Annotated in this window: 16 protein-coding genes; 11 read left to right on the forward strand and 5 right to left on the reverse strand. The window is 35.6% G+C overall.

Annotated elements, in window-relative coordinates; translation table 11 throughout:
- Position 1 precedes the first annotated feature (1 nt).
- Genes ACT29H_RS06785 through ACT29H_RS06800 form a run of 4 tightly spaced genes read right to left on the reverse strand, consistent with a single transcriptional unit; the run spans position 2 to position 3,770 of the window.
- The gene (locus ACT29H_RS06785; protein WP_444820854.1) at positions 2–1,204 is read right to left on the reverse strand and encodes a DUF4350 domain-containing protein; all 1,203 of its coding nucleotides are present in this window, start codon (positions 1,202–1,204) and stop codon (positions 2–4) included.
- Complete coding sequence (locus ACT29H_RS06790; RefSeq protein WP_444820855.1) at positions 1,201–1,929, reverse strand: hypothetical protein; 729 nt, start codon at positions 1,927–1,929, stop codon at positions 1,201–1,203. Before ACT29H_RS06790 ends, ACT29H_RS06785 begins: the two co-directional genes overlap by 4 nt.
- Positions 1,929–2,795 (reverse strand): hypothetical protein, encoded by an 867-nt coding sequence (locus ACT29H_RS06795; RefSeq protein ID WP_444820856.1) that lies wholly within the window; start codon positions 2,793–2,795, stop codon positions 1,929–1,931. Before ACT29H_RS06795 ends, ACT29H_RS06790 begins: the two co-directional genes overlap by 1 nt.
- Positions 2,796–2,807: 12 nt before the next feature.
- On the reverse strand, positions 2,808–3,770 hold the full coding sequence (locus tag ACT29H_RS06800; protein ID WP_444820857.1) for a stage II sporulation protein M: 963 nt from the start codon (positions 3,768–3,770) through the stop codon (positions 2,808–2,810).
- A gap of 406 nt (positions 3,771–4,176) precedes the next feature.
- Between ACT29H_RS06800 and ACT29H_RS06805 the strand changes: the two genes are divergently transcribed.
- Positions 4,177–4,902 (forward strand): RDD family protein, encoded by a 726-nt coding sequence (locus ACT29H_RS06805; RefSeq protein ID WP_444820858.1) that lies wholly within the window; start codon positions 4,177–4,179, stop codon positions 4,900–4,902.
- Between the two features lie 543 nt (positions 4,903–5,445).
- Complete coding sequence (locus ACT29H_RS06810) at positions 5,446–5,595, forward strand: hypothetical protein (protein WP_444820859.1); 150 nt, start codon at positions 5,446–5,448, stop codon at positions 5,593–5,595.
- Positions 5,596–5,617: 22 nt separating this feature from the next.
- Here ACT29H_RS06810 and ACT29H_RS06815 read toward each other — a convergent pair whose 3' ends face one another.
- On the reverse strand, positions 5,618–5,887 hold the full coding sequence (locus tag ACT29H_RS06815; protein WP_444820860.1) for a hypothetical protein: 270 nt from the start codon (positions 5,885–5,887) through the stop codon (positions 5,618–5,620).
- Between the two features lie 95 nt (positions 5,888–5,982).
- On the opposite strand from ACT29H_RS06815, the gene ACT29H_RS06820 reads away from it, so the two are divergent.
- From ACT29H_RS06820 to ACT29H_RS06860, 9 genes are all read left to right on the forward strand, one after another.
- Positions 5,983–6,597: a hypothetical protein gene (locus ACT29H_RS06820; protein WP_444820861.1), complete on the forward strand. Its 615-nt coding sequence runs from the start codon at positions 5,983–5,985 to the stop codon at positions 6,595–6,597.
- An 864-nt stretch (positions 6,598–7,461) separates the two neighbouring features.
- Complete coding sequence (locus ACT29H_RS06825) at positions 7,462–8,379, forward strand: hypothetical protein (protein ID WP_444820862.1); 918 nt, start codon at positions 7,462–7,464, stop codon at positions 8,377–8,379.
- A 295-nt stretch (positions 8,380–8,674) separates the two neighbouring features.
- On the forward strand, positions 8,675–9,571 hold the full coding sequence (locus ACT29H_RS06830) for a HamA C-terminal domain-containing protein (RefSeq protein WP_444820863.1): 897 nt from the start codon (positions 8,675–8,677) through the stop codon (positions 9,569–9,571).
- A complete protein-coding gene (locus tag ACT29H_RS06835; RefSeq protein WP_444820864.1) occupies positions 9,568–12,153 on the forward strand; it encodes a DEAD/DEAH box helicase in 2,586 nt (861 codons plus the stop codon). Before ACT29H_RS06830 ends, ACT29H_RS06835 begins: the two co-directional genes overlap by 4 nt.
- Positions 12,154–12,814: 661 nt before the next feature.
- A complete protein-coding gene (locus ACT29H_RS06840; RefSeq protein WP_444820865.1) occupies positions 12,815–13,114 on the forward strand; it encodes a type II toxin-antitoxin system RelE/ParE family toxin in 300 nt (99 codons plus the stop codon).
- A gap of 4 nt (positions 13,115–13,118) precedes the next feature.
- On the forward strand, positions 13,119–13,403 hold the full coding sequence (locus tag ACT29H_RS06845; protein ID WP_444820866.1) for an addiction module antidote protein: 285 nt from the start codon (positions 13,119–13,121) through the stop codon (positions 13,401–13,403).
- Positions 13,404–13,561: 158 nt separating this feature from the next.
- Entirely contained in the window at positions 13,562–13,777 is a 216-nt protein-coding gene (locus ACT29H_RS06850) for a hypothetical protein (RefSeq protein ID WP_444820867.1), read from the forward strand.
- A gap of 721 nt (positions 13,778–14,498) precedes the next feature.
- Positions 14,499–15,626 carry an ImmA/IrrE family metallo-endopeptidase gene (locus ACT29H_RS06855; RefSeq protein WP_444820868.1) on the forward strand — a complete coding sequence of 376 codons (1,128 nt, stop codon included), beginning with the start codon at positions 14,499–14,501 and terminating at the stop codon, positions 15,624–15,626.
- Positions 15,627–15,629: 3 nt separating this feature from the next.
- The gene (locus ACT29H_RS06860) at positions 15,630–16,130 is read left to right on the forward strand and encodes a DUF4411 family protein (RefSeq protein ID WP_444820869.1); all 501 of its coding nucleotides are present in this window, start codon (positions 15,630–15,632) and stop codon (positions 16,128–16,130) included.
- The last annotated feature ends 671 nt before the right edge of the window (positions 16,131–16,801 follow it).

A 16,801-nucleotide genomic window follows, 5' to 3' on the forward strand; every position in this document is an offset into this window, starting at 1 on the left:
ACTATTTACAATTATTGTAAAAAAAATCAATTTGTCTGTTAAAATGCTCAAGATCTTCTTGCGAAATCTGATGCAAATCACCTAATCGGTTTCCCATCTGGAACAGAGAAGCCACAGAACGTTCAGAAATACCGGATTTTAGTGATACCTCCGCAATGATCCTGCTTTCGTCAGAACTGGTATTAACAAAATACTTTGTCCTCAGGAATTCAAGAAAATAAGTAAATCTTTTGCGTGCAATATCCAGATGATCCTGTCGTCTGTAATACAATTTGGCAATTGTATCCACAAAAGAAAGAGAGCTATTCTTAGGCTTTTTAATCTCAGGAATAGGCCGTTGAACCCGTTTACTTCCGAAAATAAACAATGACAAAACGCCAAATAAAATGGAATACCAAGCCAACCGAAGAGATCGATTATTCAAAACATAATCGAAAAGACCTTCAGAATGCATTGAACCCGGCTTGTAGTATTCGTCCCATACCGTAGATTGCACCGGAAGATAAGATAATGCCTTACAAATATACTCCCCATTGTTTCGCGATAAAAGATGATAATTAGTAAATGCTAGGGGATTACAATGAAAATAGAAATAGCCTTTCCCTATTTTCGTCTTAATAAAGTTGACATTCCCCTTATCATCATGTCCCAATACCGTAACACGTGAAGTATCATAACGATTAAAATAAAACCGGGTCATCCATTTGGGATACCAATAACCAAATCCCGATTTCAATTTATTATTGGCGAAAAAAAAGCCCACCGAATCTTTGGAAAAAAAGTCCATATCACCCACAAATTCTGGCTTATAGCTCAACTTAAAAGTATCAGCCAAGACCCCGTACACGCGTTCTGAAGCTATAAATACATGACTCCCTGCTTCGGCGGTTTTAAGCAAAGCCTCAACATCGGCTAATTCCATCTTAATACGCCCGTTCAAGTATATAAAATTCGTATTCAAAGGAATCTTATCATCCAGAAAAAAATGGGGAGCAGTCCAGGATGTAACGATTTCCTCTCCGGGAAAAAGATCGGGCAATGACTCAAAAACCAATTTGTCACCGAAGGGGATATCATCACTTCTGGAAAAACTGTAACTCCAGTCCAAGGGAGCGGGTGCAAATACAGCAGCAACAATAAGTAACAAAAAACCGGCTCCGACCAATTGGGTCAGGATTTTCTCCTTTCGAGACAGAGGTTTCATTTTAATTCACCTCCTCTCTTTTCCTTGAATGAGCTTTCAATCATTTCGTACTGTTCTCCTGAAATATCAATATGACCGTACCAAATCACCTCAAACAGATGGCTGCACTTTTGAAATTTCTCTTTCTCCACCCTATTCCCTATTTCACGAAAATAGTCCAAATTGGTTTTGTAATTCCGTAAAACGACCTCACCTCTCTTTTGAAGCTCCTGAAGATATAACAGAAACAAGACTCTCACTGCTTCTCTATAAACCCCATTGGAACGATACAAGCGTAGCATCTCATGAAGTTTTTCCGCAGAAATCTTCTGATCTTCAATCCCAAATTGCAGGGTCGCTGTATTCTGACGACGAGACAACATAAACAACCTGCTAAATGGAACATCCAAAAATCTCAGCAATAAAAAGATAACGAACAACCCACCAAGAGCCAAAAAGAGATAAAAAAACCACGGGCGACCATCGGCGACTAAAATAAGCCAACCAACCAAATGCATTAATATATATTCCAGAAAATTGGGTCCCTGATCCCGATCGTATTTATATCGGGATTGTTTCGACCAGTCATTAATCTTTTCAAGAGGGATAGACCTGACATTTACCTTACCTTCATCCCAAACCCGAACGACACTATGAGAAGATATGGACAAAGAATCTTCTGGTTCTCCCTCTGCAGAAAAAGAAGTCAGAAATAAAAGTAATATCAAAGGCAGGAATTTCAGCATTAGGCATCCGGATTAATCGCTGATACTTTACTCATTAAAACTTCTCGATCCTTTTGTTCCCTAAGATTGTAATACTGAAAAGCTATAATCACATACAAGGCCGGATAGATCAGATATTGTCCAAGGCTGCCCACAATTGTGGTTAAAATAAAAACGAGAGATTTACTGCTTTCGGCATCCTGATGTCCACCTCCCACAAGAAAGCCTTCTATCCCTGCCACAATCATAGCAGGAAAAGAAAACAATGTACTGACTATCGAAACAATAACATAAGCTATAATCATTATACCAAAAGTAATCCACCATCTCCTTCTGATCAATTTAAAACAGCGACTAATGGTTTCTCCAAATTCTTTTCCTTCAATGATTTTTACATAAAGAACCAAGGACAAGGGTACGAAAAGATATATTCCGGGGATAATAAAAAAAACTAATCCAAAAACCAATATAATCCCGACTACAATGCTATACCCTATGATTGCACCAAAATTTCGAATAAATCTTTTCCAAACGTCTACAGAACTAAAATTTCCTTTACCTTTTTCTTCATATTCTCCAAAATAGGCCGGAACAAGACCGTTAATAAACAGTTGCGCTAAAACCGCAAAAAACATCGTTAAAAAAATCAGCCCCATGGAAGTACTAGGGTTCTCCATATTGTTGCCCTGCACCATTCGTAATATCGAGGTAAAAGTATCCTGCGTAAAATAGGCATTCATGATTACCGCAATAACTATAGGAACTCCGGCATATAATCCTATAACGCGGCTGAACATTTTCAATTCCTGGGTAATAAATTCAAACGACGCATTAAAAACTTCGGAAAAATTCCTCTCCTTTTTTAATTCAATTTCTTGTTTGTTCATATTGAACCATTTTTATGAGTTGTAATGCTTGTGGATATAAATGGGGTAATAAATAAAATAGCCAAGAATCAAAACCAAAGATATTATTATAATCACCAAATTAACGATTAAAGGGATCTGATTATAATATCGGGTAATAAAGCTTTCTATAAAACCGGCTATCATAAAAAAAGGTACGAGGCCTAACATGATTTTTGTCCCTTTTCTTACGCCTTTAATAAAAGCACTTTTTCGTGGAAGCGATCCCGGCCAAATGAAACTTTTTCCCAAAAGAATTCCAGCTCCTCCTGCCAGTACAATCGCTGACAATTCCAACGTTCCATGGAGAAATATGCCAAGAGAAGAAACTGTCAATAATGAATGCTGATAAAAAAAAGCCTGAAACGCCCCTATCATGACACCATTTCTAAACAAATGGTACATGGTCCCCAAAGGACTAAGCAACCCAAAAACAAAAACCACAAAGGAGACAAAAATATTATTCCCTGTTATCACTAAAAACATAGGAACCTCGCCCATCTGGCGGTAAACAGCCAAAGGGTCACCTTTCTCTATGTTATCCAGTGTCATATTAACATACTGATTTCCGAGCACCAACCTGACAAAATCATCATTTTTGACGGCTGAAACGGATCCAATGATTACAGAAACAACAAACACGATAAATGACAATAAAAAATAATAACGGCTTTCATATAAATCGACCGGAAGTTCACGAGTCCAAAAAGAGAAAAAACGACGCGACTTTTCAGGTTTGTTTTGATAAATCAGATAATACGCTTTACTACCCAACGAATTTAAATACCCGACGATCGAAGACTCGGGATAAAACGTTTTGGCATAAGACAGATCATCGGTCAACTGAATGTATTGATCTGCCAGCTCATCGGGGCTCATCTGATGCGGATTAGCAATTTTTTCTTCAAAAGATTGCCAACGTTCACGGTTCTGTTGAATAAAAGATATCTCCCGCATTTGCAAAACATTTTTCCAATGGACCAAATTAAACAAAAAAACACGATTTCAGAAAACCGATTCTTCAATTTTGAAACTTAAAAAGAACTGCTATGTTAATATCCCTTTTGGAAAATCATTAACGGCCGCGTTTTACCCTACATTAAAACAAAGTATTTTTTTATTACTTTTGTTTTCATAATACAGCGCCAATGTTTTTAATGAAAACTTTTGTTTATAATCATTTGTGTGTGCCCTCTCTGCTTAACCCAGCTATTTAAGAAATGTTGCGAATTCCAACATACCAACAACTTAGATTCGTTTTATACGCATAAAAAGTACAGATCTAAACATAAAAATTGTTGATCAATTAGTAGGATTAATAAAATGCTTGTATATAGCTTCACCAAACACACCACAGAAGCCAATGGAAACCATTGAACTAAACACTACTCAAAACGTATCTCTTCAGTTTCCCGTTGCGAGTATCGCCGATCGCATTCTGGCATTCTTCTTCGATGCCGTTATTATGGGGTTGTATTTTATACTGGCTGCGATTCTCATCGCCCAATGGTTCGATGCCGGAACTTGGGAATTTATTTTTCTATTACTTCCACCTCTTTTTTATCATCTGCTATTTGAGTTATTCTTCAATGGACAAACACCCGGTAAAAGAATAATGCATATACGGGTATTCAAAGCAAATGGGACCGCCCTAACTGCGGGTAGTTGCTTTATTAGATGGATTTTTAGACTGGCAGATATCTCCCTAACATCAGGCGCATTGGCAACGTTAATTATTATTATTAACGGGAAAGGTCAGCGACTCGGAGATATCGCGGCCAAAACCACGGTCCTCAAAATATCCAAAAAAGATAATCTTCAACAAACATTATGGGTTGACATCGAAAAAGATTATCACCCCCGCTTCCCGGAGGTAGAAAGCCTAACCGACAAGGATGTACAAACCATTAAAGAGGTGGTCAACATTGTAAATGATTCACGCAGAAGACCTGACAATTACGTTCAACTTCTTGTCAACACCCGTAAAGCCATTGAACAAAAAACAAAAACGTCCAGCGAATTGTCAGACATCGAATTCCTCACCACCATAATCAAAGATTATAACGCTTATCATCAGAGGATAATATAAACGAGACCTTCTACCATTAAAATGGACTTACAGGACACCATGCTAACAATGAATTATGTTCCTTTCAGACATAGAATTAGGATATGATTCACACATCACATTACAGATATTCGGACATGGTAGATGTACCAGTCCCATAAATCATCGTGCAAAAGTTATAGAATAAGAACTATAACAAAATTTAGCCCCTAAGCAATGGCTTGCCGAAAAAGAGCTTGAGAATAAACTAAAAGGAGTATTGCTAAAAAAGAAACAAGCCTTGAAGAAAAAACATATTCGGCAAACACGCCCGTTTGTATAATATCGCCGGGTCATACCTCAAAGGCCTTGGCAGGTATTGGTAATGGATATAAAGCGTTTCCGGGTTGAGGCGTTTAAAAGAGGATTGCACAGCGCATGGGGAAAGGCAAATGGCATCTATCATTTCTCAATATTTTGTTTTGCTTTTTCATACAAATTCTTACTAAATTTATAGTGCGCTTTGTGAAACATTATTGTCAACATGGCCATCTTTCCGATGCGGCCGATAAAACCGTATCAAATATGAGATTCAGGACCACATATCGTCTCAACAGTCTGCTCATTAAACCCGTTGATGTTCACCGCCTGCTGCGGGGTGACCGGTTGAATATGATGAAGCCACGAAACCTCATCAATCAGTTTGTGGCCGGTAACACAGGTCCGCCCACCTAACTTCGGTGAAATGATCACCTTGTTAATTTAGGACAAACAAGTCTGCATAAAGGTCGGAACCTTTCTCACAAAGGTCGGAAACCTTCTCACAAAGGTCGGAGACCTTCGCATAAAGGTCGGAGACCTTCGCATAAAGGTCGGAAAGCTTCTCACAAAGGTCGGAAACCTTTGCACAAAAGTCGGAGACCTTCGCATAAAGGTCGGAAAGCTCCGCATAAGGGTCGGAGACCTTCGCATAAAGGTTGGAGACCTCATCACAAAAGGCAGAAGGATTTGAATAATAAGCAAACAAACACCCTGAAGGTCCAAAAATAAATTTAAACCCTTAATTGCTAACTTTTTAAAACTGTAAGAGTCATGAAATCGTCGCAAATAAACAGATTGAACATGCTCGAGGCAGTCAACAACTACCTCGACGAGAATGCGTCGAAGTGGCAGAACATAGCCAGACTTGCTGCTGCTAAAACGGAATTGAGCCAGTTAATCGCGGCCATCAATAGTGCTGCCGAGGCTCAGGCCGAAGCACAGGTCTCCTACGGCAAAACAAAACTGGCGCTGAAAAAAGCCATCGCCGCAAAAGCTGACATCCTTAACGATGTGATTGAAGCGTATGCCCTTACCGAAGGAGATGACGAACTGGCACGCCAAATGAGCGACAGCCGGTCAGATCTCTATCGGTTACCCTACAATGATTTTTATATTAAAGTGAGAGCTATCATCGACAAAGCCACTGAATTGCAGGAGGTGCTGGTGAGTGACTTCGGGCTCTCGGCCGAGCAAATCACCGACGTCCAGAACGACCTCAACCAGCTGCTCGAAATCAACGGCCTGCCGCGCGCTTACCAAATTAAATCGAGCGTTGCTACCAGCGAGCTTGAGCAACTCCTCTCTCAAGCCAGTGATTTATTGTATAACCAAATTGACAAGCTGATGTCTATTTTTAAACACAGCGATCCCGGCTTTTATCATGGCTACCAGAAAGCCAGAATGATAGTAGATTAAACGCTGTGTGGACCTTCAAGGGTGATTTTATAACAGAAGTCAGAGGCCGGAAGCCGGAAGCCGGAGGCCGGAGGTCAGAGGCCAGAAGCCAGAGGACGGAAGCCAGAGGCTAGAGGTAATAAGTTAGATATAAATAGATATATCTTGTGCATGGGATTCACCGTCACCTCTGCGACTTAACGCCTTTGCGTTTAATAGCACAGGGCATAGCGGATGGGACGTCTTAAATCTTACATCTAAAAATCTTAAATCTAATTATCTTATATCTAATCTTGGCGTCTCTGCGTTTAATGGCAAAGGGCATAGTGCATGGAGCATCTTAAATCTTATATCTAATAATCTTATATCTAACAATCTACATTTTCTATTGATGCTGCTTTTTTCGCGATGAATATCTTTCGTGTATCTTTTTTCCTTATGTGGTAAAATAGCCATACTATTTGCATGCATTTTAGGATTGCCATTACTTTTTTTAGATAATGAGAGCCACCACCGAACGCTTTCCTGAAAATCCCCATGGAATAAACGACAGGGCGTAACTTCATTACCCCACAAAAATTTAATTCACAAGCACTTGCATTTAAACATATTTTATATATTTGTATTTACACAAACATGAATTGATGCCTGTAAAACCCCAAATAACCCTCTCGTTAGCACCACACCGTAAAATAAATGTTGTGCCATTTAAGCAAACGATCGCTTGCAAATATAAAAAGCACTTTAGACCGAATCATAGAATATAAAAAGCTCAATAACTAACAATTAGACAAATTGCGATTTAATAGATGTTAAGATAATGTGTGTTTTGACATCAGTTAGGGGCTAGGGAAGGACAGAGCAATAACCAATAAAAAGTTGAACATGAATGATTCTGAGATTAAATACGAAAAAAGACTTGTTGCATTTATTGATATACTTGGTTTTAAGGAAATTGTAAAGCAGTCGGAAAAGGATATTTCAAAAATTGAATTAATATATTCAGTTCTTGACTACTTGAAAAATTGGGAAGCTCAAGAAAAATGGGATTTAAGATTGGTTGAAATCGAAGGGGATGCACAAAAACGGGGTGTTGAGAATTTTGACATAAGAGGAAAAACAAATATTACAGCGTTTTCTGATAGTATTGTTGTTTCTGTGAAAGTGGATAATAATATAAATGAAATGGCTTCGACATTGATTGTTCATTTGGCATATATCGGAGCTATTCTACTGGAAAAAGGAATTCTATTTCGAGGAGGTCTTACTGTTGGTAATCTAATTCATATTGAAAATGGAATTGTATTTGGACAAGGACTAATTGACTCATATAAGCTTGAAAGTAAAAGTGCTAAATACCCAAGAATTATTTTATCGGACAAACTATTAAAAGAACTGAATTATCCAATTGAAACAAAAAGAAATAGTTATCCCTATCATCAATACGTTGACAGATTTGAGGATGGTTGCGTTGGTTTTCATCAAATGATTTATTATCAGGCCATACAAAGTTGGGAAGAAATGACTAAAGAAAAATTGATTGAAAGTTTAAGTATAGTTCGAAAAGTAATTGTAAAAGGACTTGACACAACTTTTGAGAATCCAGATGTTTATGAGAAATATAAATGGTTAAAAGAGCAGTATAATAAACTTATCATTTTGGAGGACTCTGATTATGAAACTAAAACCTATGAGAATATCAAATTGAAAATTCGTGAGCTAAATGAAAATATTGCTGGACAAAATATTCATTACTCATATACCGATAATTTTTATGAATCAGAATGGAAGAAGAGTGAATAAACCCCAACCCCTAACAATATATAAAAATAATAGCCGAGACAGTTGTAAATTCAAGGGTTGTAACCCGCTTCAATTTTCTTGTAACTTGACAGGAAATAAATATGAGAAGTATAATTAAAGCAAGACAAACTGAAAAAAAAGAGAAAGCCCTCGCTTCGCATTTTTTAAAATTTCTCTGCCAACCCACATTTGACACATTTACAAAGTCACACAGGCTACCACACATCCTAAACTTTGTAAAAGAGCCAAATTTTACCAACATCCAAAAGACCGAAATAACAAATGAAATAGCCGTATGATTAAAACAAATATAAATAGTAATTTTTTGGATTTATTCCATCAAATAATTGAGGATTATAAATTAGATAATTCCAATAGGCTGAACGTATTTATGCTTAAAATAAGAAATAACAGATTTGCATACAATGACTTGGTGAATTTACTTGGAAACAATTTATACTACTTTGCTCTTTCAAGAACTGAAATACAAAAACTTATAGATAATAATCAGTTTGATACTCTGATTAAAAGAACAAAAAATAAATTCAGAGATTACACATCTAACGAAGGGGAACTTGGTGAAGTAATGCTGTACTGCCTTCTCGAAGCACATTTGAAAGCTCCCAAAATTTTGACAAAATTAGAATTAAAAACAGCAAACAATGACTATGTAAAAGGTGCAGACGGTGTTCATTTATTAAAACTCGATGATGAAAATTATCAGCTAATATTTGGAGAAGCCAAATTAGATGCAGACTTAAAACAAGGTATATATGATGCCTTTGGGTCAATATCAAAATTATTGAAAGACGACAATAAAAAGCTTGACTTCGAATTTGATTTAGTCAATAGCCAGCTAATAAAAGAGGTTTATGATGAAAATCAATATAAAAAATTGAAAAGTATTTTGTTGCCTAGTGCGAGAGCAGAAGAAACTTACTTAGATTATTCATTTGGTATTTTCTTGGGCTTTGAAGCAAAAATAACGGATGAAGAAATGAAGCTTTCTAATTCTGATTTTAGAAAAAAAATTAAAGAAAGAATAAAGCAAGAGGTTTTGGACCGTATTAGTTCTTTTAATCATCAAATAAGAAAGGAAGAATTCACCGGATATCAATTTTACATATATATCCTCCCCTTTTCTGACTTAGCGAAAAAGCGTAAAGAAATTATAAAAGAACTGACTGTATGACAATTATTGAAAAACTTACAGAGGACATTTTAAAGGATGATTATTTCAACCAGCTTTTTAGAAAAAGCTCTTTATTGTCTGCATATAAACAGTTCAATATTTTAAATAACAATACTCTCTCAGAGAAAGAATTGAAAGATGTTTTGAGGTTTGCTGATATCCTTTCAAACTCAACTAATTCGATAGCAAGAAATAAAGCGTATCAAATTATCACATTTTTAAACTCAAGCTATTTGAGTGACCCGATATACAAGACTGTTTCCAAAGCAGTATACTCAAAACTTGGGAATTTTCCTGCAATCAAATACCTTGAAAAATATAACGAAAACAACTCAGAACTCCCTATAAATCGTTTAATAGAGGTTGAGGCAAAGAAAATTTTACAGCAAGTGCCAGGAAGTGACAAACTTACATTTACCGATGTTCAATTTGAACTGTTTTCAAGCTTAAGTAATTCAATTGAATACAGTTTTTCCGCACCAACATCAATGGGAAAATCATTTATTATAAAAGCTTTCATTAAAAAAGTCATTAAAAATGTTCCTCCAGAAAATTTAGTTGTTATTGTTCCTACACGTGCATTAATAAACCAGTTTGCAATTGACTTAAAAAAAGAATTGACAGAAGTATTGGAAACATATAAATATAGAGTTGTAACAAACTCTAGTATAAGTGATTTGATTACCGAAGAACAGTATAATTATATTTTTGTCCTTACACCAGAGCGATTGATAAGCTATTTATCTCAAGAGAATAATCCGTCCATAGGTTTTTTATTTATTGATGAAGCACATAAAATTGCAAATAACAAGGATAGTCGAAGCGTAACATCCTATGAAGCAATTGAGAAGGCACTAAAAAAATATGGTAACATTAAATTATATTTTGCCTCCCCCAATGTATCCAATCCTGAAATATTTTTGAAATTATTTAATCGAAACAGCAATGGTAATTCGTACAAGACAAATGAGTCTCCTGTTTCGCAGAATTTGTTTTTTGTAGATTTATTAAATAATAAAATTGAATACGTTGTTGGAAATGATAATATAGAAATGGAATCTAAAGATTTCTTTTCTACGACTAAATCTATTAATGATTTAATAAAGAAACTTGGTCGAGGGAAAAACAATCTGATTTACTGTAATAGTAAGAATAGAACAATCAACTATGCTTTTAATTTTTCAAAATCATTAACCAAAATACCAGCTAATGAACAAAGCGAAAATATAAAAAAGACAATTAGTCAAATCAAGGAATATATACATCCAGACTATTATTTAGCAAATTTGTTAGAGTACAAAATAGCTTATCATCATGGGAGGTTGCCACAGTTGATTAGAAATTCAGTTGAAGAACTTTATCTAAATGGTGATATTACAAATGTTTTTTGTACTTCTACTCTTCTTGAAGGTGTGAATATGCCAACACAAAATATCTTTATTCTTGATAATAGAAATGGTCGCCCAAAGTTAGAACCAATTGATTTTTGGAATTTGTCTGGAAGAGCCGGAAGGTTATCAAAAGAGCTTTATGGAAATATTTACTGTGTACAGCATGCTAATTGTGAATGGAAAAATAAAGAGATATTGCATAGAAATGCTATTAAGTTAAAACCAACTGTTTTAAATAAGATTGATAGAAATCTCCAAAAGATAGAGAAAATTCTTAATGAACAGGATATTTCAGGCACAAAAACAGAAAAGGAAATTTTGCAATATATTGCAAATATCATTAGTGTTGGCACAATGGAGTTGGAAGGCAATAAAGAACCAGGCCCATTACTTAAAAAATTAATTGAAAAAAATAAAGAAACCATAATTGATTTGGCGAAATCAAAAGTTAAAGATTTTACAATTCCAGTTTCAATTCTTAATTCAAACCAATCAATCAATCTCTCAGTGCAGAATAAGGTTTTCAATGAATTATTGAAAAGACATAGGCAAGGTATAAACATAAAACTTCCATCGTTAAATCAACCTAAATTTTATCAGGTTTGTAAAAGAGTTTTAGATTATATGTTCGATTTATATGAATGGAAAAATGCGGAAAAGAAATTAAATAACCCTAATAGCCTATCTTATTATGCTACAATAATGACCCAGTGGGTCAAAGGATTTAGTTTAAACCAGATTATTCAACAATCTATCGAATACCATAATAATACAAACAAAGAAATTATTCTTGACTATGATTATAACAATCCAATTGTTTTTAATCCTAGAGACAAAAGACATATAAACTACGTGATTGAAAATGTGATTGAGGATATTGAATATATTTTACGCTTTTTGTTTGAGAAGTATTTTAATCATTATCATAGCATTGTTGTAAACCTACTTGGAGAAGAGAATGCTGGTGAAAATTGGGCTACTCTACTTGAATATGGTACTCAAAATAGAATTGTGATTGCTTTGCAAAATACTGGGATTTCAAGGCATACAGCAATAAAAGTATATGAAAAATGTAGAAACAGCGGATTAATCATTAGAGATAATAAACTTGAAAGAATTGACAAGCAACTTGTTTTGCAAAAATTCAGAAAGACCTCAATGGAATATGATGAATTAATAAAAATATTATAGCCAACGCACACTTGTAAGCACATTTGCAGGTCACACAAAGACACCGCGAGACCAAAACCTGCAAAAGAGCTTCCAAGTCCCTACCCAAGTAAAAGATAAATTAAAAAAAATGCCCCACCGCACGAGTGGAAAATGAAATGAATGAATAATGAAAATAAAGTACGAAAGCACAATAATATATAGTGCATAGCGGGTTAAGTGTTGATATTAAACATCATCACTGGCTTGTGTTCAGTAGTTTACTGAAAGAAAAGTCTCACGTAATCCGCTACAACACCATACAATTTACCGTTATAGCCAATTAAAGAATGATTAGTAGCTTTGACTTTCATAATGATTTTAAAAAGAAAAATGTCTATTTTAGAGCTGTCCTATAAAGGGTAAGTCTACATTGCAACAAAATTTTTGGCTGGAAATCTGCGTCAAGGGAGTATTATTAATAGCTTACTGATATCGTTAAACAATAATTAGATTATAAAATAATACTTCAAATTACTTATGAAACGAGCATGGCGACTTTTGCCACAAAAGTACATGCATAAATTTGACTAAGCCATGCGAGTTCCATCCAGCCAATAACTTAGATAAAATTTATACGGATGAAATTTTTCTGATTTAGAAAATATCTTGTAAGTTTGTATCCAAATGAATACAGTCATTAATGTACTTTATTGAAAAGACAGTAGAGTTCGATAAATGGCTTAGGAAACTTAAAGATTTTAGGGCCAAGGCCAAAATATTATTCCGAATTCAAAAAATTGAAAATGACGAACATTTTGGAGATTGCGAACCTGTTGGGGATGGCATTTTTGAGTTAAAAATAAACTACGCCAAAGGATATAGGGTTTACTTCAAAGAAAAAGACAAGAAAATAATCCTTTTACTGATTGGAGGGAATAAATCTACACAACAAAAAGACATTGAAAAGGCAAAAGAGATTTGGAGAAAAATTAAAAAATAGAGATATGAAAACTTCAAAATTTGACATTGCAGATTATTTAGATAATAAAGAAATGATAGCAGAATATCTCAATGCTGTTTTGGAGGAAGGAGATAATTCTGATGTTATCACAGCGATTGGACATATTGCCAAATCGATTGGAATGACAAAAATTGCTGAAGAGACGGGACTGAGCAGACCAAGTTTATATAAAGCCTTATCAGATGGTTCAAAACCCCAATTCGAAACGATAATGAAAGTATTAAGAGCCATTGGTGGGCAGATAAGAATTATTCCAATAACTCCATAAATTAACGACGCCACAATCAAGTAGCTGCCCTATGAGCCATTAGCCCCTCAGAGCACCTCTCCCCCCACGGTACGTACGCGAGCTAGGCTCCCACCTTTCGTTCAAAATATTCACCGGATATTTCTCACTAAGGTGCAAATACGGCGGTGCTTTAAACTATGGGAAACAGTTGGTTCTATTTCCTTATTTCCGGAAATCGTTTTAAACATGGTAGCCAAAGGGATGTAATCGCGCTGAACTTCATTCAGCTTCTTGATGCGCTCATGGAAACCCATTGTGCAGACTTACCCTTTACAGAGAAGCCAGAAGTCAGAAGTCAGAAGCTAGAAGCTAGAAGTCAGAGGATAGATATAAGTGGAAATAAATTGAAATAGGTTGCAGGTGGGATTCGCCGGTTCCTCTGCGTTTTTGCATCTCTGCGTTTAATAGAACAGGGCACAGAGCATAGGGCATAGCGGATGGGATGTCTAAAATCTTACATCTAAAAATCTTAAATCTAATTATCCTTTGTTCAGTGCACTGGCCGAAGGCGGAAAAAATGGTGCTTAGAAGTTTGTGATATAAATGGATATAAGTGGAAATAAATAGAAATATGTTGTGAGTGGGACTCGCTGTCTTCTCTGCGTCATTGCGTCTCTGCGTTTGAAAAACCGGGACAAAGCCATAAGCTAAAATCTGTACCCGGGAAGAACGACGTTTGCCACTCTTCTCACTGTTTACAGGAAGTTTCAGCTTAACCAGAGGAGTAAACCCTCGAGCACGAGGGACTTTTACCATCCAGATAAAAATACTCCCACACTTTAATCCTCCTTGAAAAAATTTGTATTTATTAATCTTTTTCTAGAACTTCGAGTGTGGGTGCGCAGCTGCTCATGAAGGGCATGCACACGCAATATACGTAAGTCGGGTTATGTGGGAAATTTGGGCATTTGTACGTTTACTCAAAATTGCAACTCCTTGCCAGGCTGGTGCTTCAAAACCCCGGCCGCCGTATATTGCCATCGGTTAGCAAAGAGGTTAAAAAAGGCATTTAATTCGTTTTTCAATAACATAAAAAACTTTCTTTAAGTTTATTTTATATATTAGATTTGCAACATGAGAACTGAAGTAAATATCAATACAAACATTCTAACTTGGGCAATAGACCGGGCAGGATTTGATTTGCATGAATTTATTTTAAAAGTTCCTAATGTTCAAAAATGGTTGGACGGAGAAAAAAAACCGACATTAAAACAACTTGAAGATTTTTCTAAAAAAGTTTATTTACCTTTTGGTTATCTATTTTTAAATGAACCTCCAAAAGAAAAACTTCCAATCCCTTTTTTTAGAACAAACAATCCCCAGGCAACAAAAGTCAGTGTAAATGTTTATGACACTATCTTGCTTTTACAAAAAAGACAAGATTGGTTAAGGGATTATTTATTAGATAATGAATTTCCAGAACTTCCTTTCGTCGGCAAATTTGCTAATTGCAATGATATCAAGCCCATTGTTAAAGATATTAGGCAAACTCTTAATCTAACTGAAAATTGGGCAAGTAATTTTGAAACATGGCAAGAAGCGCTCAATCATTTATCTGAACAAATTGAAAATGCTGGCATAATTACAATTTTTAATGGCGTTGTTGAAAATAATACAAGAAGGAAAATTCCGGTCCAAGAATGTCGAGGTTTTATTCTGGTAGATTCTGTCGCACCATTCATGTTTATCAATAATTCTGACAGCAAGGCTGCCCAAATGTTTACAATAGTGCATGAATTAGCACATATCTGGACTGGTCATAGCGCTGGATTTGATTTTAGACAACTTCAACCAGCAGATGACCCAATTGAAAAAATTTGTGATAAAGTAGCAGCTGAGTTCCTTGTACCGGAAGACATATTTAATAAATTATGGGATAAAACGCCAAGCATAAAGCAGATAGCAAAATTCTTTAAAGTCAGTCAGATTGTTATTGCTCGCAGAGCATTAGATACAGGGAAAATCTCTAGAGAACAATACTTCGAATTTTACAACGATTATACTCAGCGAGAATTTGAGAAAAAAGAAAATAAAAATTCTGGTGGTGATTTTTATGCCACTACAAAAAAGAGATTGAGTATAACATTTGCAACTCATGTGTACAATGCTGTTAGATCTGGAAAATTATTGTATCGTGACGCATATAAACTCACTAGTTTAAAAGGGGATACATTTCAAACTTTTTTCACAAAACACATGTAATCTATGAGTGTTTACGTGATTGATAGCAATTTCTTTATTCAAGCTCACCGAGCATACTACCCTTTGGATGTAGTATATAGTTTCTGGCAAAAGGTCAAACAACTAGCACATGAAGGGAAAATAATAAGTATTGACAAAGTAAAAGATGAAATTTTCGACCATAACGATGAATTGGAAAAATGGTGTAAAGAAAATCTACCTGACGACTTTTTTAAAGATTCATCGTCTACACTATCAGAATATAAACAAGTAACTGACTGGGCAATTTCAAAGAAAGACCATTTCCTTCCTAAAGCACTAAATGAATTTCTGGATGCAAATGAAGCAGATGCTTTTATTGTTGCATTTGTGCTAAATGATTATTCAAATAAAGTCTTAGTAACACAAGAAACGAGTGAGCCAAATAGAAAGAATAAAGTTAAAATTCCAGATGCCTGCATTGCATTAAATGTAAGATACTTAAACACAATGGAAATGTTTAGACAATTAAACGAGACATTCTAAAATAAAACCAAGTTGCTAATCGAGTAGCTGCCCTATGCTCCACTAGCCCCCCGGAGCACCTATCGTACCACCCTACGTACGCGAGCTACGCTCCCATTTTTGGTTAAAGATATTCACCGGATATTTCTCACTCAGGTGCATATAAGGCGGTTCTTTAGTCCAAGGGAAACAGTTGGTTCATTTTGGTATTTCCGGAAATTGTTTTAAACATTGTAGTCCAAGGGATGAATCCCCGCTGAACTTCATTCAGCTTCTTGAGGTGCTCATGGAAAATCATTGTGCAGACTTACCCTTTACAGAGAAGCCAGAAGCTAGAGGCTAGATGCTAGATGCTAGAGGTAATAAGTTAGATATAGATAGATATAAGGGAAATAAATAGGAATAGGTTGTGCATGGAATTCAATGCCTCCTCTGCGTCATTGCGTCTCTGCGTTTAATAGCACAGGGCACAGAGCACAGAGCATAGCGGATGGGATGTCTTAAATCTTACATCTAAAAATCTTAAATCTATCTTTTAGCTGTCCTATAAAGGGTAAGTCTACCGGACCATGGGAAAAAACTTCCTGCATTTTCAAATTTTGTCGAAAAAATGCAAATGAGTCTATGTTTTTTTATCACCTTAAAATGTGTCCAATACCATAGGCGAAGGTGCAAATAATAAATAAACAGAG

Source organism: Thermophagus sp. OGC60D27 (assembly GCF_052400625.1).
Lineage (GTDB): Bacteria > Bacteroidota > Bacteroidia > Bacteroidales > Marinilabiliaceae > Thermophagus.